This window comes from Hahella ganghwensis DSM 17046, from assembly GCF_000376785.1.
Classification (GTDB): Bacteria; Pseudomonadota; Gammaproteobacteria; order Pseudomonadales; family Oleiphilaceae; genus Hahella; species Hahella ganghwensis.
On sequence record NZ_AQXX01000142.1, the window covers coordinates 17873 to 35907 of the forward strand.

Sequence of the window (18035 nt, forward strand, 5' to 3'; positions counted from 1 at the left end):
TGTAACCTACCTGTAAAACAGGATTATTAAATTACCATAATCGAATTAGCCGATAATGCACTTTACCCTACGCCAACTCCAGATTTTTCTTGCCGCTGCCCACTATGAAAACATCACTCAGGCAGCCAAGCACCTGTCCATGTCCCAATCGGCAGCCAGTGAAGCTTTGAAAACCCTGGAATCTCAGTTTGACATCCAGTTGTTCGACCGTGTCGGGAAAACACTACAGCTCAATGAACTCGGCAAATTATTGCGCCCACGTGCAGAGGCATTGATCGAGCGGGCCGAAGACCTGGAACTGGACTTTCGCCAACATACTGACATCGGCGCCCTCAAAGTCGGCGCGACACTTTCTATCGGTAACTATCTGGCTGTCAGCATTATGGCCCGTTTTATGCGCGAGCATCCGGCCGCCAGCGTATCCCTTGAAGTTGCCAATACCACAACCATTGCCCGCAAGGTTCTTAATTTCGAACTGGATATCGGATTAATCGAAGGTGAACTGAATAACGAAGAACTGGATGTCATACCCTGGCGTGAAGACGAGCTTGCGGTGTTCTGCGCACCGGAACACCCTTACGCCCGCTTACCTGCGCTAACAGATGAGGACATTCTGAATGCTGACTGGATACTACGGGAACGCGGCTCCGGAACCCGACAGGCATTCGAATGGGCAATGCATGGCATTATTCCACAATTAAAAGTCCTGATTGAACTACAGCACACCGAGGCCATCAAGAGAGCTGTCGAGGCCGGCCTGGGCATCGGCTGCCTTTCACGCATCACTCTCGAAGACGCTTTCAAGCGGGGCAGCCTGGTGCCGCTCCCAGTCCCACAGCGACAGTTCGGACGACATTTCTATTTCATCCTGCACAAAGAAAAGTACCGTAGCGCCGGAATTCAAAACTGGCTGGACCTGTGCCGGGAACTCACCTGACGCCCCTCCGTCGCCAAACTCCAGCGCTACTCCACATACATCAGATCACAACTGTAGAAGTAACTGCCGTCCAATTCTTCATTCAACACCAGTGTCCGCATATTCATATCCAGAGCCTGTTTGCAGAGCTTATCCCGCTCAGCATTGTTCTCACGAAACTCAAGAAGATACTCTGCGTTAAAAATTGCCTTGCCAGCTTTACTGAAAACTTCCAGAACATCGCATTCGTCATACTCGAAACATTGTTCGTTGATGGCAAAGTCAAAATAGGGTTGAAGAACCTCCGCCTGATCAAGATTATTCTTTAATCCGACAGCCAGTCCCCGCTTGTGAGCCTCCTGACTAAACCACACCAAAAAGGCAAGCTGCTGAGAGGGACTGATATCAAATCCTGTGTCTTTATCTTGATAATTGAGATTATCCGGCTCAACAGCATCACACCCCATCTTACGGGCATAATCCAGTCTACCGAGCATGATCTGACGAACATTTCCGGATTCCGGGTTTACCCACCTTTCCGTTGGATGACCATCCATTTCCGCACCAAGGTCGCCTTTCTGAAACTTCGCCCGGTCCGGGTTATACTCTTCACTCGTCCCCAGTGAAAAATAGCAGATCAGATAAACACCCTGGCTCTTCAGTTTTTTTAGATAGGATTCAGACACGTCATACAAAGAAACGTCATAGACATCGAAGGGCAAATCCAGAGAACTCTCATTATCCAACTGCCAGAACCAAGTAAACTCGGGCTCCGGCGCTTTCCAGCCGGATTCAGCCTGCGCAGGGATCGAAACAGACAAGGCCAGCAAAACAAATAAAGCACCGCAGCAATTCTTCCACTTACCAAGTATCGATATATCCTCAGTCATCCCTTGCCTTCCTCTCCGTCAATGTAATATTTGTGTACCCAAGCTGACCAGCAGCAGTTCAGGACATTAGCATATTAGTCTGGCTTTACTGTAGCCGCTTATCTTCTTCGTGAATTATCACCATGCGCTATTCATCCCCAGCTTTTTATAAACGATGCACGCCCCCTATCAGATGTATAAATTTTATCCATTAACACTCCTCCCAAACCTTGACTACCATAAATAAGCTGTACAAAAAACGAGCAGCAGAATCCTTTGTTGCCAAAAAACTCTGAGGAGAAACGCTATGTCATTAAAAGGCTCTAAAACCGAGCAAAACCTGAAAGACGCCTTTGCCGGTGAAAGTCAGGCGAATCGTCGTTATCTCTATTTTGCTGCAAAAGCCGACGTCGAAGGCTACAACGATGTGGCGGCCGTTTTCCGCTCCACAGCCGAAGGTGAAACCGGTCATGCTCACGGTCACCTGGAATATCTGGAAGAAGTGGGAGATCCCGCAACAGGCCTGCCCATTGGCGGCACCTCGTTAAACCTCCAGGCGGCAATTGCCGGCGAAACCCACGAATACACCGACATGTACCCCGGCATGTGCAAACAAGCCCGCGAAGAAGGCTTTGACGAAATTGCCGACTGGTTCGAGACTCTGGCCAAAGCTGAGCGCAGCCACGCCAACCGTTTTCAGAAAGCGTTGGATAACTTGGACGCCTGACTCCAAGAGCAGTTAGCCGCGGGCATCTCAAAAAAAGAGGTGCCCTCTGCAGAGAATAACAATTTCAGGCACTGAAGTGACTGCGGATCAACCTCTCCTATCAATGTGATAGCAAGGGCATCACTTCAGACCGACACTGTGCTTACTCTTGAGGAGTCTACCCATGAGCCAGGAAAAGACGACGAGAGAAGGAAGTCTTGAGGCCCCGACCCGCCATGCACTTGACTGGCAATCCCCTGACTTTTACAACGAAGAATCTCTGAATCAGGAATTGGAGAGGGTTTTTGATATCTGCCATGGATGTCGGCGCTGCGTGAATCTGTGCCAGTCCTTTCCAACCCTTTTCGATCTTGTCGATGAATCCGACACCATGGAGGTCGACGGCGTCGACAAGGCAGATTACAAAAAGGTCGTCGATCAATGCTACCTCTGCGATCTCTGTTACATGACCAAGTGCCCTTATGTACCACCACACGAATGGAATGTTGACTTCCCGCACCTGATGCTACGGGCCAAAGCAACCCATTTCAAAAAGCATGGCGCCATCTTTAGAGACAAGATCCTCACCAGCACTGACACTGTCGGCAAAATGTCGACCATCCCCGTAATCAATACCGTCGTAAATTCGCTGAACACCAATCCAGGGTTTCGAAAGCTCCTGCAAAGCCAGCTGGGCGTCCATGAAGATGCGGTCGTGCCCAAGTACTATTCTCCGACCATGCGGCAGCGATTGAAGAATGAAAAGACTGGGGAAAGCAATTCCGCAAAGGTGGCCCTTTTCACCACTTGCTACGGCAACTTTAACAGCCCTCACCTCGGCGAGGATCTGGTAAAAGTATTTCGTCACAACAATATCGATGTGGAGCTGGTTCCCAGTGAATGCTGTTGCGGCATGCCCAAACTGGAACTGGGGGATCTGGAAACTGTCAAACAACACAAGGAATACAACATTCCCATACTGGCGAAGCTGGCAGACCAGGGCTACAGAATCACCGCTTTGGTCCCCTCCTGCGTCCTCATGTTCAAACAGGAACTGCCATTAATGTTTCCAGATGATCAAGAGGTGAAAAAAGTGCAGGAAGCTTTCGTCGACCCCTTTGAATATCTGGCCATGCAACACAAAGACGGTGCACTGAATCTGGATTTCAAGGAGTCACTCGGCGACATCAGTTACCACGTTGCCTGCCACCTGCGGGTCCAGAATATTGGACTGAAAGCCCGCGATGTCCTGAACCTCATCCCCGACACCAAGATTCATCCCCAGGAACGCTGTTCAGGTCATGACGGGACTTATGCCGTCAAAGTGGAATCCCACGAAAAAGCCGTCAAAATTGGGCGTCCAGTGGCCCGAAAAGTCGATCAGCTGAAAGCTCAGCACTTTGCCAGTGATTGCCCTATGGCGGCGCATCATATTGCCCACATTGCCGATACGGTCGATGAAGCTTTACACCCCATCACCCTGCTCAGAAAAGCCTATGGCCTGTAAAAAGCCTGCAAACCTGCAAAAGAGCCAGAAAAGCTTGAGGAGATCACTATGCACGCTACCAGCATCAGCAAACTGACCCACAAAGACCTGTGGTCCCTGGAGGAATATGACATCCGCCGCAAGGACTTCCGCACCCAGGTAATGCACCACAAAAAAGATCGACAGGTTGCCCTGAATGAACATATGCGTCTCTATTTTGAGGATCGCATGACGGTGCAGTATCAAATACAGGAAATGCTGCGCATCGAAAAACTGTTCCGGCGTGATGAGATCCAGGATGAACTGGATGCCTACAACCCGCTCATCCCAGACGGCAGCAATTTCAAAGCCACCTTCATGCTGGAATATGATGACCCTGATGTTCGCAAAGAAGAACTGAAGCGACTGAAAGGCATCGAGCGATCATTATCACTCAAAGTGAGCGATCATAGCCCCGTACCCGCTATTGCCGATGAAGACCTGGAGCGCGAAGACGCGGAGAAAACCACCTCCGTTCACTTTGCCCGCTTCGAGCTCACGCCGGAAATGGTCGCCGCTGTTAAGCAGGGAGCAAGCATCGGATTTATCATCGATCATCCGCAGGCACAATTGACGATGACGGTTCCCGAAAATGTTAGGAAATCTCTGGCTGGCGATTTGGCAGGGGAAGTTGTTTAGGTGCTCAGCTTATCAATGGCTGAGCGATCATCTGATCGACAGCCATTTAAATAAAAGCTTTTTAAAGTCGCAACCTACACTTCTACAAAATCATCGTCATCATCTCTTGACGGCCGAGACTTACGCCGCTTCATCAGCTCTTTTTCTAACGGCTTATAAAAGACCTCATCATCATGCTTAGGCCAGCCAGCCTTAACAACATTCAAGAACTCATTCATTGTTACCCAACCCACGACTTTCGCAGAGTAGCCTAGCTCCCAATCCTGACCATTCCATTCTGCAACATCATAAGAGCCAAAGCCGTGCTGGTAACGCACCGCAATAAAATGCAAGCCTATTTGAGAAGGGTTTTCATTTTCATGCCACTCAAGTGGCAAATTAAGATCTTCATTCATACCTACACCTTATCCCTGAACATTTCGGCTTTATCAACCTCAATTGGCAGGAAGCCAAGAAAACCAGGTAAGTCTGTCTTTATAGATTGAACAATCTACGTCATCAACACCTTTCACATTGACAAATCGGTTGTTTGAATTAAAAACAGGATTGACATACAAAATCTACAACCTCAGCAGACATCATCGACATTGAAGCAGATAAAACCGCCATATCTGAGTACCTGAGACTAACCCACAGCCATCCTGGCCTGTTTGCTTCCGAATAAGGCAAAGTTCAGCCACAATGGCTCTTCCGCATATGGATAGATACTCAGGATCACAAAACCAAAATGAATGTGGACCATGTCAAAGCCTTCTGCCTGTCCCTCCCCCAATCGTATGAGAAAATCAGTGGAGAGCCTGCCAATATTCACGTATTCAAAGTCAAGGAAAAGCAATTTGCTTATTTTAAAACCAGCGATCCCGAAAGGTGGCGCTTCAGTCTGCGGGTGTCACCAGAGCGCTTTCTGGAATTAACGGACCAGGGCGGCGTAAAACCAGCCAGATACATGCACCGGTCCCACTGGATTTCTATTGTCGATGTTGCAAGCTTTGATGAAACCTATCTGCAGGAGCTTATAGAGTGGTCCTACGATAAAGCGGTAAAATCGCTTTCCAAAAAAGACCAATTACAGATACAGTCATACTCACAACACTCTCACTCATGACTTTAACCCCATACCGCCAGGAATCGTGATGCCCGACTTCGATAGTCTGTTATTTTTCCTCGGCGCCAGCGTAATTCTATGGATCACGCCAGGCCCGGACACCATGTACATTGTGGGTCGAACCATCTCCCAGGGACGCATGGCTGGCGTCATTTCAGTGCTGGGAATCGGAGCTGGAATCATGGCGCATACACTTTTTGCTGCCGTCGGGCTTTCGGCCATCCTACTCGCTTCCGCCACGGCATTTACCCTGATCAAAGTGGCCGGTGCCGCCTATCTGATTTACCTGGGTATCCAGACCTATCGAAGTGGAAGGAAAGTAAAGCCTGACGGCGCCATTCTTCAGCAAAGCCACTGGAAGATCTTCCGGCAGGGATTTGTGACCAATTTACTGAACCCCAAAATTGCCATTTTCTTTCTGGCATTTCTCCCGCAGTTTGTTTCGCCCACAATTGATAATCCGGCCTTGGCTTTCCTGTTTCTTGGAGGTTTGTTTGTGGTTGGGGGCACCGCCTGGTGCCTATTGGTCGTGATGTTTGCCGCCAGATTCACCCATATGGTGAAAGAGAACGAAACTATGTCAGCACGAGTCAATCGCATCGTGGGCATCGTCTATGTAGGATTGGGCTTGAATCTGCTCAGCAGCAAACTCCAGTCATAATCGGCTGGAAAAGCCTGGTGAATCAATACATCAGGCAACTAAAATAATTTATGGGTTGAAAACCCGGACACGATCCCCATTTACTGAGATTACGGGTATCGTCAGGTCCCCATTGTCAAAACTAGTAGGAGAGCAACATGGCACGAGCATCCGCACGCCACATCCTGGTCAGCACTGAAGATCAGTGCAATGAACTGAAAACCGAGATCCAAAACGGCGCGGACTTTGCCGCATTGGCGAAAGAGCATTCTTCCTGCCCTTCCGGCCGTCAAGGCGGTGAGCTGGGCGAGTTCGGCCCTGGCCAGATGGTAAAAGAGTTTGACGAAGTCGTCTTCAGCGCCCCCGTTGGTGAAGTTCAGGGCCCGGTGAAAACCCAGTTTGGTTATCACCTGGTAGAAGTCACCAAGCGTACAGACTGAGATCTTAACAGCAAGATCACAAAGATTTCTGAAGGGAGCCATCGGCTCCCTTTTTTGGGCCTGCGACCATGGATCAGATCACAGACCATGGCGGAGTATCGCATCCGGCTCTTCTGAAACTATCTGACATCACCGGAATCTTATGCAAACCAATCGCTGGCAAGCCGTCAAAATGGCCTCGCAATTTCTGGCACCTTACCGCCGTCAGATCGCCTATGCTCTCCTGGCGCTGCTGTTTACAGCGGGAATCACCCTCTCTATCGGACAAGGCATCAGGCTTCTGATAGACCAGGGATTTGCCACAGCGTCAGCAGACCTGCTGGCACACTACGTCCTGATTTTCATCGGCCTGATTGTCGCCCTGGCCATCGGGACGTTTACACGCTATTACTGGGTGACCTGGCTTGGCGAAAGAGTCGTGGCGGATATCCGGGACAAGGTATTCCGCCACCTGATTGAATTATATCCGGGATTCTTTGAACAAAACCGCAGTCTGGAAATCCAGTCCCGCCTCACAGCCGATACCACGCTTCTGCAATCGGTCATTGGTTCATCGGTATCCATGGCGCTTCGCAACTTAATCATGATGCTGGGTGGCATCGTCTGGCTGTTCATCACCAACGCCAAACTGACCGCCATCGTCATGATCTCGGTGCCTCTGGTGGTGACTCCCATTTTGATTTATGGGCGTCGGGTCCGTCGACTTTCCCGTGTCAGCCAGGACAAGGTGGCGAATGTTGGCGCTTACGTGGGAGAAGTCCTCGGGCAGTTAAAGACGGTTCAGGCCTATAATCATCAGGATATTGATAAACAACGATTCCACCAACATGTGGAAGACGCCTTCCGGGTAGCCAAACAAAGAACCGTACAACGTGGATTACTGATTACAATTGTGATTGTACTGGTATTGGGTGCTGTGGCATTAATGCTATGGATCGGTGGACTTGATGTCATTGAGGGTAGGATTACCGGTGGTGAACTGGCCGCATTTGTGTTCTACAGTGTTATCGTCGGCTCGGCCGTTGGCTCTATTTCAGAAGTCATCGGAGAACTACAGAGAGCCGCCGGAGCAACTGAGCGTATCGTAGAGCTTCTGGCCTCACGGAGTGAGATTCTCACTCCGGAGAACCCTGCGTCATTGCCCGAACAGGTACAAGGTGACATAGCCATTCAGCAGTTGACCTTCTCATACCCATCCCGAAATGGAATACCGGCAATTGATGGCCTGTCTCTCCAAGTCAGGAAAGGAGAAACCCTCGCACTGGTAGGCCCTTCAGGTGCAGGTAAATCAACCTTATTCGATCTGCTTTTACGCTTCTTCGATGCCGACAAAGGCTCTATCCTTCTGGATGGACAGGATGCTCGCCAGTTGGATTTAAAGGATTTACGCCGCTGCTTTGCACTGGTATCCCAAAACCCTGTTTTGTTTTACGGAACTGTGGAAGACAACTTGAAATATGCACGACCGGACATTTCTGAAGAAGCGATGATCGCCGCAGCCAAAGCAGCGCACGCCCATGATTTCATCACGGCTTTGCCTGAAGGTTATCAAACTCGCCTGGGAGATGCGGGTACTGGTTTATCCGGGGGACAAAAACAACGACTCGCAATCGCGAGAGCCATCCTTGCAGATGCCCCCATTCTGTTGCTGGATGAGGCCACCAGCGCGCTGGACGCACAAAGTGAATACTGGGTGCAGCAGGCACTGGACCAGTTGATGATCGGACGGACAACACTGGTCATCGCCCATCGCCTGGCCACAGTGAAAAACGCCGATCGCATAGCGGTCCTGGATCACGGCAAACTGGACGCCTTGGGAACACATGAGGAGCTACTGGAGAAAAGCGAGCTTTATGCCCGTCTGGCGTCTCTGCAATTCAGATACGGATCGACAGAAAGCGAAGCCTGCGCCGAATAGTGTGCACGGCTGTCGATTTCACCAGGAAGGCTCCGAGAACTTGGCGAGGCCGCCAGAGCAAGGATAAAGTTGGCGAAAAAGTGCAGTCTAGCGCGATATAAATGAGCATTTTGAGCCAACTCATTTTGAGCTAACTTTGACGCAGCAATGGCAACGCAGGTAGTTTTTAAGAGCCCCCCCTAGCCCGCGTCTTTACTTGCCTGCTGTTGCACCAAAAGATCATGAATCGCCTGACCGGCTTCCAGAATATGCTTGCGCAGCAGTTTGGCAGCCGCCTTTTTGTCACGCTGCCGACAGTAATCCAGAAGTGCCGCGTGCTCCGTTTCAGCTTTGTCGATTCCCGTCGTAAACAATAGCTGCAGACGAATATACCGGTCTGATTTGATATTCAGATTGTGAATAACTTCCATGGCTTGAGGCAGATTGGCAGGTTTATAGAGCGCTGCGTGCAATTTGTAATTGAGATCACTCCAGGTCTGTACTTTGGTACCACTCTCGACAGCCTCCTCAAAGGCTTTGAGAATCTTCCCAGCCACTTCCAGATCCTGCTCCGTCATATTGTCGATGGCCTGCTCCAACACATAGCATTCCACCAGAGCCCGCAATTCAAAAAGCTCACGGATTTCTGACGGCAGCAGCTCCGTCGCCGTTGCGCCTTTATGTGGCTCAAAGCATACCAGCCCCTGTGCTTCCAACTGAAGCAACGCTTCCCTCACCGGGATACGGCTGACATTAAATTCCTTGGCGATGGCATCCTGACGCAATGGTTCACCGGCAACGATATCCCCGGAAAGAATTTTCTTACGCAGAATATCAGCCACCATCTGGGTGCGGGTTTTGTATACGGGATCGGCATTCATGGAATGATTATAGGGTACCTTTCAGAGTAGAGCGGCAATAGTAACATTTAAACCACCCGTGACTGTAGTGGAAAACAACCGGCTGTCACGGCTGGTACAGATCTCTGCACCAGCCGATATTTCAACGCTGCGCGCAACACAGATTATTTCACCTCAAAGCCATGTGCGTAGGGATCTTCACTGTCTACCCATATCGTATTATGGCCATACACTCTTGCCCAACCCTGGACACTTGGCTTGATAGCCGAAAAGCTTCCTACGCTTGTTTCCGCCTCGATACGGCCTTCAAAGGTGCTGCCAATAATACTTTCGTGAACAAACTGATCGCCAACCTTAAGCTTATCTTTGGCAAACCATTGCGCCATACGCGCACTGGTACCTGTACCGCAGGGAGATCGATCAATAGCCCGATCCCCATAGAACACCGCATTACGGGCATCCACCCCTGGCCGGCTCGGAGTACCGGCCCATAACACATGGGAGACGCCACGAACCGTCGAATCGTTGGGATGAACACATTCAACCGCTTCATCGACAATACGTCGGACAATAGGACTGAAGTGCAGAATCTGGTCCACACTGAAATGCTCCAGACCGGCAAAGTTCTTTTGTGGATCAACAATGGCGTAATAGTTCCCCCCATAAGAAACATCCACAACCAACTCTCCCAGGTCAGGCACCTGCACCACCACCTCACTGTGAGCCAGATAGGCAGGAACATTGTAGATTCGGACCTTTTCCACCTTGGCACCATTCTGCATATAGTCCACGGTAATCTGTCCCGCCGGGACATCCAGCACCAGCTTGCCAGGCACTTTCGGCCGAATTATGGCATTCTCAATTGCCGCCGTGACAGTACCGATAGTGCCATGTCCACACATCGGGAGACATCCGCTGGTCTCAATAAACAATATGGAGGCATCTGCATTATCAGAACAAGGAGGGTACACAATGGAGCCTGACATCATCGAGTGACCTCGGGGCTCAAACATCAGTGCCAGACGAATCCAGTCATAGTGTTTCAGGAAATACTGGCGCTTCTCGCTCATATTTTTCCCTTCCAGGGCCGGATACCCTCCCGCGACCAGTCGCACCGGGTTACCGCAGGTGTGAGCGTCTATACAGAAAAACGTGCCTTCTCTCATGTCCGAGTACCTTTTCTTATCTTATTCTCATTTCCCAGGTTCCCTGGTCATTCCAGAGCACCCTTCTCATCTCGAGATGCTTTGCTTGAATTTATCTCTATCAGTTCTCTACCGGCTCTCCATCAGCAGAACTATTGAATTCCGTTGATGAGCCTCGGATTGTGCAAACCCGAAAAACTGTATATTTTATATAATATTTAAAATAACAAGAGAAGAGGAGTTTTCATGCAGATGCCAGATACTGACATTTCTGTCGTTGGCGGGGGCATTGTGGGCATATGCTGCGCCCTGTCACTTCAACAGGCCGGATTCAAGGTCTGTTTAATTGACCGCGAGGGCATTGGCGAAGGCTGCTCCCGGGGCAATGCCGGTCACTTCGCAACGGAGCAGGTGCTACCACTAGCAACTCCGGGCCTGTTATGGAAGATTCCCGGCATGCTGATGGACCCATTGGGCCCGGTGGCAATTCGTTGGCCTTATCTGCCCCAGATCACCCCCTGGCTGCTACGGTTTATGCTCAATACACGAAGCAAACCATTCAATATCGGCGCTCAGGCCCTGGAAGCACTAAATACAGCCTCCCTACCCGCATGGAAACGCCTTTTGAATGGGACCGGCGAAGAGAATCAGATCAAGATCGATGGCTCATTGCTAACCTTTGAACAGGACGCCACATTCCAACAGTATCGACATACGACACTGGAAAAACTCGGTCATCACAACGTGAAGTCCGAGATTCTTAGCGGTGATCAGGCTCGGGATTTGGAGCCGGGATTGAGCTCGACCATCCGGCATGCCGTTATGTTTCCAGACACCGGCCATACCGCCAACCCTTACCGACTGGCAAAAAGCTTGGGAGAGCTTTTCCAACGTCAGGGAGGACGGATCATCCAAAAGGAGATCTCAAACCTCAAGGCCGTGCAGAATGGAATAAACCTAACCCTCAATGGCCAACAGGTCCAAACCCCAAGACTGGTCATCGCCACAGGCGCCTGGTCAAAACCATTGGTACACCAACTCACCGGTATCTCGGTCCCTTTGGATACGGAAAGAGGCTACCACCTGATGCTCCCCAATTCGGCAACATCTCTTTCAATACCGGTAACTTCCGCAGAGCGCCGATTCATCATGACACCCATGAACGAAGGACTCAGGCTTGCCGGAACAGTTGAGTTCGGAGGCCTGAAACTTCCCGCCAATATGCGAAGGGCCACCATGCTTGCCTCCCATGCCCATGCGCTTTTGCCAGGCCTGGAGGATTCGGCGGGGACGACCTGGATGGGATTCCGCCCTTCACTTCCCGATTCTCTGCCAGTCATTGATCAGGTCGGCACATCCAATCAAATCATTCTGGCATTCGGGCATCAGCACCTGGGCCTCACGCAAGCCGCTGTGACCGGCGAGCTAGTCCGTCAATTGGCCCTGAAGGAAAAACCTTCCCTGGATCTGACCCCATTCAGACTGAACAGATTTTAATCGTTTACTGGATAAAATTTTTTGTTTTTGTATATTGTATAAAATATACATTTAAAATAGGATGAAATGACTCCACCCAAACAGTGACCGGATACGACCCCATAAAGACGTCCGTTCCGGCACTCAAGCCCAACCAAAGCGGAGAGAAGTGCGAGATGAAAAATAAAATAAGAAATCTATCGTTTGCATCTGTAGCCCTGCTGCTGAGCAGCCAGGTATTGGCGGATAACAGTTTGACTGTTGTGTCCTGGGGAGGTGCTTTTACCAAAAGCCAGGTCGAAGCCTATCACAAACCTTTTACAGCAAAGACGGGTACTGAAATCGTCTCCGAGGATTTCAGTGGTGGCCTGGCAGAGATCAAGGCCCAAGTGGAATCCGGCAATGTCACCTGGGATCTGGTGTCCCTGGACAAGCCCGATATCGTACGAGGCTGTGCCGAGGGTTTGCTGGAACCTCTGGATCCCAAATTACTTCAACCCGGGAATGACGGCACCCCAGCCAACCAGGATTTTGTTGACGGCGCTATCCATGAATGTGCCGTTGCCTCTATCGTCGTCTCCAATATCCTGGCCTATGACAAATCCCGTTATTCCGGTGAATCCACCCCCTCCAAACTGAAGGATTTGTTTGACCTGAAAAAATTCCCAGGACGCCGGGCATTACAAAAACAACCTCAGGGCAACCTGGAATGGGCCCTGTTAGCGGACGGCGTTGCACCAGACCGGATTTACCCGATGCTGGAAACCCGCGAAGGTCGCGACCGGGCATTCCGCAAACTGGACACTATTAAGTCCAACGTCGTGTGGTGGACAACCGGCGCTCAGCCGGCCCAACTGCTGGCTGACGGCGAAGTGGTAATGACATCTGCCTTCAACGGTCGCATTGACAGTGCCCAATATGTGGAAGGGAAACCCTTTGAGATTATCTGGGATCATCAGATTGGTTACATGAATGGTTGGGCGATTCCCAAAGGCACCAAGAATCTGAAGAAAGCTCTGGAGTTTGCCGTTTTCTCCTCGAGCACTCAGGCGTTGGCTGATCAGGCCCGCTGGATCGCCTATGGCCCCACCCGAAAATCCTCCGCGGCCATGCTGGATCAGGAACTGCTGGCTCGACTTCCCACTGCACCGGAGAACTATCAGACCGTTTTTCTGTTTGATGATGAATGGTGGATCGACTACGCCGACGAGTTAAACGAAGAGTTCAATACCTGGCTGGCACGCTAGCAGGCTATTGAAAGTCGCTGGAGAAATAGTCGAAGCAGGTCGCTTTCCAAATCCCTGCCTGGACTTCCGGGCCTCGGTTTACAGAGGCCCGGCATACCCTTCGGCACTCCCCTCACATCTACTGACAGAGTAAAAATAACAATCAGGTTCTGCAGCATGAATAAATCAGATACCCACTACGTACGTTTTCTAAATGTACAAAAGACCTACGATGGTGAAAACCTGGTGGTCAAAAACTTTAATCTCGATATTGCTCAGGGAGAGTTCGTCACAATGCTCGGCCCATCAGGTTCCGGCAAAACCACCTGCCTGATGATGTTGGCCGGATTCGAAAGTGCGACACAGGGTGAAATTTATATTGATGGCACACCAGTCAACAACCTGGCACCACACAAACGTGATATTGGCATGGTCTTCCAGAATTACGCCCTCTTCCCCCACCTCACCATTGCTGAAAATCTGAGCTTTCCACTCAAAGTGAGAAAGCTGCCAAAAAGCGACATAGAACAGCGGGTGAAACGGGCTCTAGACATGATTGAGCTACCCCAGGTTGCCGGGCGTCGACCGGGTCAGCTATCCGGCGGCCAGCAGCAGAGAGTCGCCCTGGCTCGCGCTCTGGTATTCGAACCCAAACTGGTATTGATGGATGAACCACTGGGGGCACTGGATAAACAGCTTCGAGAACAAATGCAATATGAAATCAAACGCCTGCATGAGCGCCTTGGCATTACAGTACTCTACGTGACCCATGATCAGACAGAAGCGCTGACGATGTCTGACCGAATCGCCGTGTTCAACGAAGGTGTGGTCCAGCAACTGGCCTCGCCAACAGAACTGTATGAACGCCCCTCCAATGCCTTTGTTGCTCAGTTTATCGGGGAGAACAACAAACTTTCCGGGCAAGTGGAGCAAATCAACCAGGATTCCTGTGTGGTCTCCGTGGAGGGATGCAGCGTCCAGGCACTACCCGTGAATATTCGGCAATGCGGCGAACCCACGACGTTGTCGATCCGACCCGAGCGCATTCAAATCAACCCCGACGCCAGTTATGACAATCGTTTTGACGCCCGGGTACTGGAGTTGATCTATCACGGAGATCATCTGAGAACACGGGTAGAACTCATGAACCATGACCAGTTCATCGTCAAAGTTCCCAACGGCGCCCATCCTCTGGCAATCAGCAAAGGTGATCAAGTGCAGGTCGGCTGGCACCGCCGGGACTGCCGTGCGCTGGATGCAATGATCCCTGGCCGGCCATAAGCAAGGGGATGCTGTCATGAAATACGAAGCAATATCCGCCGGTGCACTCGACGAGTCTCAAACAATAGGCACTCCGAGCACCAACAATTCACTCAAAATGCAGTTGCGCAGAGCGGAGCGCTGGAATCGTACTCGCGCCTTCCTGCTGGTTGTTCCACTACTTTTGTTTGTCGGTGTTACTTTCATTATGCCGATTATGGACATGCTGCATCGCAGCATTCACGATCCATTGATCGTGGACCACCTGCCAAAAACTGTGGCGGCACTGGAATCCTGGGATCGCCAACAGATACCGGAAGATACCACTTATGCAGTGCTGGCACAGGAATTGGTCTCCCTTCACAAGCAACGTGATCTGGCCAAAGTCGCCGGCCGCCTGAACACCGAGTTTTCAGGGATGCGAAGCCTGCTTAGCAAAAGTGCACGCGGCTTGGCCCGGCTAAATGCCGGCGCAGGGCTGGAGTCTGCTGCAGACACCCGGGAAGCCATGATCAGGATTGATGCCCGCTGGTCAGACATTCAACCCTGGGCGGCTATCAAGAACCTGAACAGCCGATATACACTCAGCTATTACCTGGCAGCGCTGGACATGCATTACGATGTCAGCGGCGATATCAGCGCGCAGCCTGAAAGACGCCAGATATACAAGGCTCTACTGATCAAGACATTTGCCATGTCAGCCCTGATAACAGTGCTGTGTCTTCTGCTCGGCTACCCACTGGCACACCTGCTCGCCACCTTGCCTGAAAGCCGCTCCAACCTATTGATGATCATGGTGCTGCTGCCCTTCTGGACATCTCTACTGGTACGCACCACGTCCTGGATTGTTCTGCTGCAGACAGAAGGGGTCATTAACGATGTTTTGATAAGCATCGGATTGATCTCGGAGCGTATACGGATGGTCCACAACCTGTTCGGCACGGTGATCGCCATGACTCATATTCTGCTGCCTTTCATGGTGTTACCGCTCTACAGTGTCATGAAGAACATATCACCGAGCTATATGCGCGCAGCCCGCTCACTGGGTGCCAAACCTGCGTATGCTTTTATCCATATCTATTTACCGCAAACCCTGCCGGGTATTGGCGCTGGCGCAATCCTGACGTTCATCCTGTCCATCGGCTTCTATATCACCCCGGCACTGGTCGGCGGACGTAGCGGCCAGATGATCTCCAATTTCATTGCCTACCATATGCAGACTTCTCTGAACTGGGGACTGGCCGCTGCATTGGGAGGCATCCTCTTGGGCATGGTGCTTCTGCTCTATTTTGTCTACAACCGCCTGATCGGCATCAACAGTCTCAAAGTGGGGTAATACACCATGTCTCTACCCGTTTATCTGACACCTATTGAGCGACTTGGCTTCTATGGCTACCGGCTGTTTTGCTATGCAGTATTGTTTTTCCTGATCATGCCGGTGCTGATCATTATCCCTCTGTCATTCAACGCTGAGCCCTACTTTTCCTTTACTGAAGGTATGCTCCGCCTGGATAGCAGCGCTTTTTCTCTGCGCTGGTATGAAGACATGGTCACCAATCCGCAATGGATCAACGCACTCAAAAACAGTGTCATCATCGCCACCGCTTCCACTCTGCTGGCAACCACCCTCGGCACTATGGCAGCACTGGGACTTTCACGGCACAACATGCCACTTCGGAATGCCGTTATGGCCCTATTAATTTCTCCGATGATAGTCCCAGTCATTATCGCTGCTGCCGGCATGTACTTTTTCTATACAGACCTGGGGCTCGCCCAGACATTCACCGGCGTGATCCTCGCGCATGCCGTACTGGGAATCCCGTTTGTGGTAATCACTGTCACCGCGACTCTGGCAGGATTCGATCACAGCCTGACCCGGGCAGCCGCCAACCTCGGTGCCGGGCCAGTGTATACCTTCTTTCATATCACCATGCCGTTGATTCGCCCCGGCGTAATTTCCGGCGGCCTGTTTTCCTTCGGAACCTCTTTTGACGAAGTCGTTGTCGTGCTGTTTGTCAGTGGTGTTGAACAACGCACGGTCCCAAGACAGATGTGGTCAGGCATCCGCGAACAAATCAGCCCAACCATTCTGGCAGTCGCCACGCTGCTGATTGTGATGTCGGTGTTGTTATTGATCACCCTGGAGTTGTTAAGGCGTCGCAACGCCCGAATGCGTGGCATGCGTGAGTGAACGGCGGATCTCCGGAGAAAAAACCACATCCGCAGATGTGGTTCCTCACCCGCCTTCGCTTGGACGATGAACGACGGAATACATCGTGAAGTAGAGGTATGTATAGGCATACAGAGATACACAGAAGTATGCAAGAGGTATTTGGCTACAAGCAGTTGATTTCAAGTAAGCAGTTGATTTCAAGAACACTGATTAATTCACATAAACAGATTGATTCACACAACAGAACAGTCTCAAGCAAGAGGAAAGAGAATGAACATTGATGGCGTACTGGTTCCTGTCGTTACACCCTTTGACACACAAAATCAGATTGATTTTCCAGCTCTGGGTCGTCTTCTGGATTACCTTATCGAATCAGGCGTACACGGCATCGTGGCCTGCGGCACAACGGGAGAGTACTACGCTTTGAGCCCTGAGGAGCGCCGTGACCTGATGGCTTTTATTGCCAGTCATGTCGGTCAACGGGCGTTGTTGGTCGCTGGCGTCAATGACACCCATACCGCTGGCTCCATCAACAAAGCCAAAGAGGCCAAAGACATGGGTTATCAGGCACTCATGCTGGCCCCGCCCATATACTGCCTGCCTCGTGAGTCGGAAATTATTCAACACTACCAAACCGTCAGCGAAGTCGTAGACATGCCGATCATCATGTACAACTTTCCGGCCCGTTCCGGCGTGGAAATCAGCATTGAAGCTGTCCTGGATCTGGCGAAAGACAAGAACATCATCGGTATCAAGGAAAGCAGTGGTGACTTCAGTCGAGCCTTGAGTCTGATCAACGCCCGGACCTCTGATTTTCAGGTGGTATGCGGTTCCGATGATCAGGCCGCTGACTATTTCTTCTGGGGCGTCCGCTCCTGGATTGGCGGTGCCGCCAATTATCTGCCCAAAGAGCATGTGGCCATGTATGACGCCGCCAGATCCGGCAACTACGATCAATTGCGCTCTATCATGCAACGAATTTTACCGGTCATCAAAAACCAGGAAGCTGCTGACTACAACCAGAAAGCCAAGCTGGGATGCATCCAGAGAGGACTGCCAGTCGGAGAAACCCGTCCACCGATGCTGCCGATAGGCGACGAAGAAAAAGACACCTTCCTGGCCCTGCTGGCCCAGGCAGACCAATAACCGGAGGAAGCC

At 51.0% G+C, this 18035-nt stretch carries 18 protein-coding genes; 14 read left to right on the forward strand and 4 right to left on the reverse strand.

All coding sequences use genetic code 11. The annotated features are described in order from the left end of the window. The first annotated feature begins 55 nt into the window (after nt 1–55). Nucleotides 56–937: a LysR family transcriptional regulator gene (locus F566_RS0128175; RefSeq protein ID WP_020410398.1), complete on the forward strand. Its 882-nt coding sequence runs from the start codon at nt 56–58 to the stop codon at nt 935–937. A 26-nt stretch (nt 938–963) separates the two neighbouring features. Here the strand turns inward: F566_RS0128175 and F566_RS34390 are convergent, their stop codons facing one another. After that, complete coding sequence (locus F566_RS34390) at nt 964–1806, reverse strand: endo alpha-1,4 polygalactosaminidase (protein WP_020410399.1); 843 nt, start codon at nt 1804–1806, stop codon at nt 964–966. A 286-nt stretch (nt 1807–2092) separates the two neighbouring features. Between F566_RS34390 and F566_RS0128185 the strand changes: the two genes are divergently transcribed. From F566_RS0128185 to F566_RS0128195, 3 genes are all read left to right on the forward strand, one after another. Next, a complete protein-coding gene (locus tag F566_RS0128185) occupies nt 2093–2512 on the forward strand; it encodes a rubrerythrin family protein (protein ID WP_020410400.1) in 420 nt (139 codons plus the stop codon). A 163-nt stretch (nt 2513–2675) separates the two neighbouring features. Next, nucleotides 2676–3998, forward strand: a complete 1323-nt coding sequence (locus tag F566_RS0128190) for a heterodisulfide reductase-related iron-sulfur binding cluster (protein WP_020410401.1) — start codon at nt 2676–2678, stop codon at nt 3996–3998. Between the two features lie 48 nt (nt 3999–4046). Further along, complete coding sequence (locus F566_RS0128195; RefSeq protein ID WP_020410402.1) at nt 4047–4655, forward strand: DUF3501 family protein; 609 nt, start codon at nt 4047–4049, stop codon at nt 4653–4655. A gap of 74 nt (nt 4656–4729) precedes the next feature. Here the strand turns inward: F566_RS0128195 and F566_RS0128200 are convergent, their stop codons facing one another. Further along, nucleotides 4730–5050, reverse strand: coding sequence for a hypothetical protein (locus F566_RS0128200; protein WP_020410403.1), 321 nt, complete (start codon nt 5048–5050; stop codon nt 4730–4732). Between the two features lie 332 nt (nt 5051–5382). Here F566_RS0128200 and F566_RS0128205 point away from each other — a divergent pair, with 332 nt between their 5' ends. The 4 genes from F566_RS0128205 (at nt 5383) to F566_RS0128220 (ending at nt 8758) form a co-directional block, all read left to right on the forward strand. After that, complete coding sequence (locus tag F566_RS0128205) at nt 5383–5760, forward strand: MmcQ/YjbR family DNA-binding protein (RefSeq protein WP_020410404.1); 378 nt, start codon at nt 5383–5385, stop codon at nt 5758–5760. A 28-nt stretch (nt 5761–5788) separates the two neighbouring features. After that, nucleotides 5789–6421, forward strand: a complete 633-nt coding sequence (locus tag F566_RS0128210) for a LysE family translocator (protein WP_020410405.1) — start codon at nt 5789–5791, stop codon at nt 6419–6421. A 137-nt stretch (nt 6422–6558) separates the two neighbouring features. After that, nucleotides 6559–6840: a peptidylprolyl isomerase gene (locus F566_RS0128215; protein WP_020410406.1), complete on the forward strand. Its 282-nt coding sequence runs from the start codon at nt 6559–6561 to the stop codon at nt 6838–6840. Nucleotides 6841–6982: 142 nt separating this feature from the next. Then, the gene (locus F566_RS0128220) at nt 6983–8758 is read left to right on the forward strand and encodes an ABC transporter transmembrane domain-containing protein (RefSeq protein WP_020410407.1); all 1776 of its coding nucleotides are present in this window, start codon (nt 6983–6985) and stop codon (nt 8756–8758) included. Between the two features lie 179 nt (nt 8759–8937). Here F566_RS0128220 and F566_RS0128225 read toward each other — a convergent pair whose 3' ends face one another. Continuing rightward, a complete protein-coding gene (locus tag F566_RS0128225) occupies nt 8938–9618 on the reverse strand; it encodes a GntR family transcriptional regulator (RefSeq protein ID WP_020410408.1) in 681 nt (226 codons plus the stop codon). Nucleotides 9619–9761: 143 nt separating this feature from the next. Then, nucleotides 9762–10763, reverse strand: a complete 1002-nt coding sequence (locus F566_RS0128230) for a 4-hydroxyproline epimerase (protein ID WP_020410409.1) — start codon at nt 10761–10763, stop codon at nt 9762–9764. A gap of 231 nt (nt 10764–10994) precedes the next feature. Here F566_RS0128230 and F566_RS0128235 point away from each other — a divergent pair, with 231 nt between their 5' ends. The 6 genes from F566_RS0128235 (at nt 10995) to dapA (ending at nt 18023) form a co-directional block, all read left to right on the forward strand. Then, on the forward strand, nt 10995–12239 hold the full coding sequence (locus tag F566_RS0128235; protein ID WP_245555323.1) for an NAD(P)/FAD-dependent oxidoreductase: 1245 nt from the start codon (nt 10995–10997) through the stop codon (nt 12237–12239). Nucleotides 12240–12394: 155 nt separating this feature from the next. Continuing rightward, nucleotides 12395–13465: an ABC transporter substrate-binding protein gene (locus F566_RS0128240; RefSeq protein WP_020410411.1), complete on the forward strand. Its 1071-nt coding sequence runs from the start codon at nt 12395–12397 to the stop codon at nt 13463–13465. Between the two features lie 156 nt (nt 13466–13621). After that, a complete protein-coding gene (locus F566_RS0128245) occupies nt 13622–14725 on the forward strand; it encodes an ABC transporter ATP-binding protein (RefSeq protein ID WP_020410412.1) in 1104 nt (367 codons plus the stop codon). Nucleotides 14726–14741: 16 nt separating this feature from the next. After that, nucleotides 14742–16040 carry an ABC transporter permease gene (locus tag F566_RS0128250; protein WP_020410413.1) on the forward strand — a complete coding sequence of 433 codons (1299 nt, stop codon included), beginning with the start codon at nt 14742–14744 and terminating at the stop codon, nt 16038–16040. A gap of 6 nt (nt 16041–16046) precedes the next feature. Further along, nucleotides 16047–16895, forward strand: coding sequence for an ABC transporter permease (locus F566_RS0128255; RefSeq protein ID WP_020410414.1), 849 nt, complete (start codon nt 16047–16049; stop codon nt 16893–16895). Nucleotides 16896–17147: 252 nt separating this feature from the next. After that, nucleotides 17148–18023 (forward strand): 4-hydroxy-tetrahydrodipicolinate synthase, encoded by an 876-nt coding sequence (gene dapA / locus F566_RS0128265; protein WP_020410416.1) that lies wholly within the window; start codon nt 17148–17150, stop codon nt 18021–18023. The last annotated feature ends 12 nt before the right edge of the window (nt 18024–18035 follow it).

Bases quoted from the DNA above. Each gene is read 5' to 3' on its own strand.
- F566_RS0128175 (WP_020410398.1), top strand. From the start codon at position 56: ATGCACTTTACCCTACGCCAACTCCAGATTTTTCTTGCCGCTGCCCAC.
- F566_RS0128225 (WP_020410408.1), bottom strand. From the start codon at position 9,618: ATGAATGCCGATCCCGTATACAAAACCCGCACCCAGATGGTGGCTGAT.
- F566_RS0128205 (WP_020410404.1), top strand. From the start codon at position 5,383: ATGAATGTGGACCATGTCAAAGCCTTCTGCCTGTCCCTCCCCCAATCG.
- F566_RS0128230 (WP_020410409.1), bottom strand. From the start codon at position 10,763: ATGAGAGAAGGCACGTTTTTCTGTATAGACGCTCACACCTGCGGTAAC.
- F566_RS0128200 (WP_020410403.1), bottom strand. From the start codon at position 5,050: ATGAATGAAGATCTTAATTTGCCACTTGAGTGGCATGAAAATGAAAAC.
- F566_RS0128245 (WP_020410412.1), top strand. From the start codon at position 13,622: ATGAATAAATCAGATACCCACTACGTACGTTTTCTAAATGTACAAAAG.
- F566_RS0128195 (WP_020410402.1), top strand. From the start codon at position 4,047: ATGCACGCTACCAGCATCAGCAAACTGACCCACAAAGACCTGTGGTCC.
- F566_RS0128250 (WP_020410413.1), top strand. From the start codon at position 14,742: ATGAAATACGAAGCAATATCCGCCGGTGCACTCGACGAGTCTCAAACA.
- F566_RS0128235 (WP_245555323.1), top strand. From the start codon at position 10,995: ATGCCAGATACTGACATTTCTGTCGTTGGCGGGGGCATTGTGGGCATA.
- F566_RS0128185 (WP_020410400.1), top strand. From the start codon at position 2,093: ATGTCATTAAAAGGCTCTAAAACCGAGCAAAACCTGAAAGACGCCTTT.
- F566_RS0128240 (WP_020410411.1), top strand. From the start codon at position 12,395: ATGAAAAATAAAATAAGAAATCTATCGTTTGCATCTGTAGCCCTGCTG.
- F566_RS34390 (WP_020410399.1), bottom strand. From the start codon at position 1,806: ATGACTGAGGATATATCGATACTTGGTAAGTGGAAGAATTGCTGCGGT.
- F566_RS0128220 (WP_020410407.1), top strand. From the start codon at position 6,983: ATGCAAACCAATCGCTGGCAAGCCGTCAAAATGGCCTCGCAATTTCTG.
- F566_RS0128210 (WP_020410405.1), top strand. From the start codon at position 5,789: ATGCCCGACTTCGATAGTCTGTTATTTTTCCTCGGCGCCAGCGTAATT.
- F566_RS0128190 (WP_020410401.1), top strand. From the start codon at position 2,676: ATGAGCCAGGAAAAGACGACGAGAGAAGGAAGTCTTGAGGCCCCGACC.
- F566_RS0128255 (WP_020410414.1), top strand. From the start codon at position 16,047: ATGTCTCTACCCGTTTATCTGACACCTATTGAGCGACTTGGCTTCTAT.
- F566_RS0128215 (WP_020410406.1), top strand. From the start codon at position 6,559: ATGGCACGAGCATCCGCACGCCACATCCTGGTCAGCACTGAAGATCAG.
- dapA (WP_020410416.1), top strand. From the start codon at position 17,148: ATGAACATTGATGGCGTACTGGTTCCTGTCGTTACACCCTTTGACACA.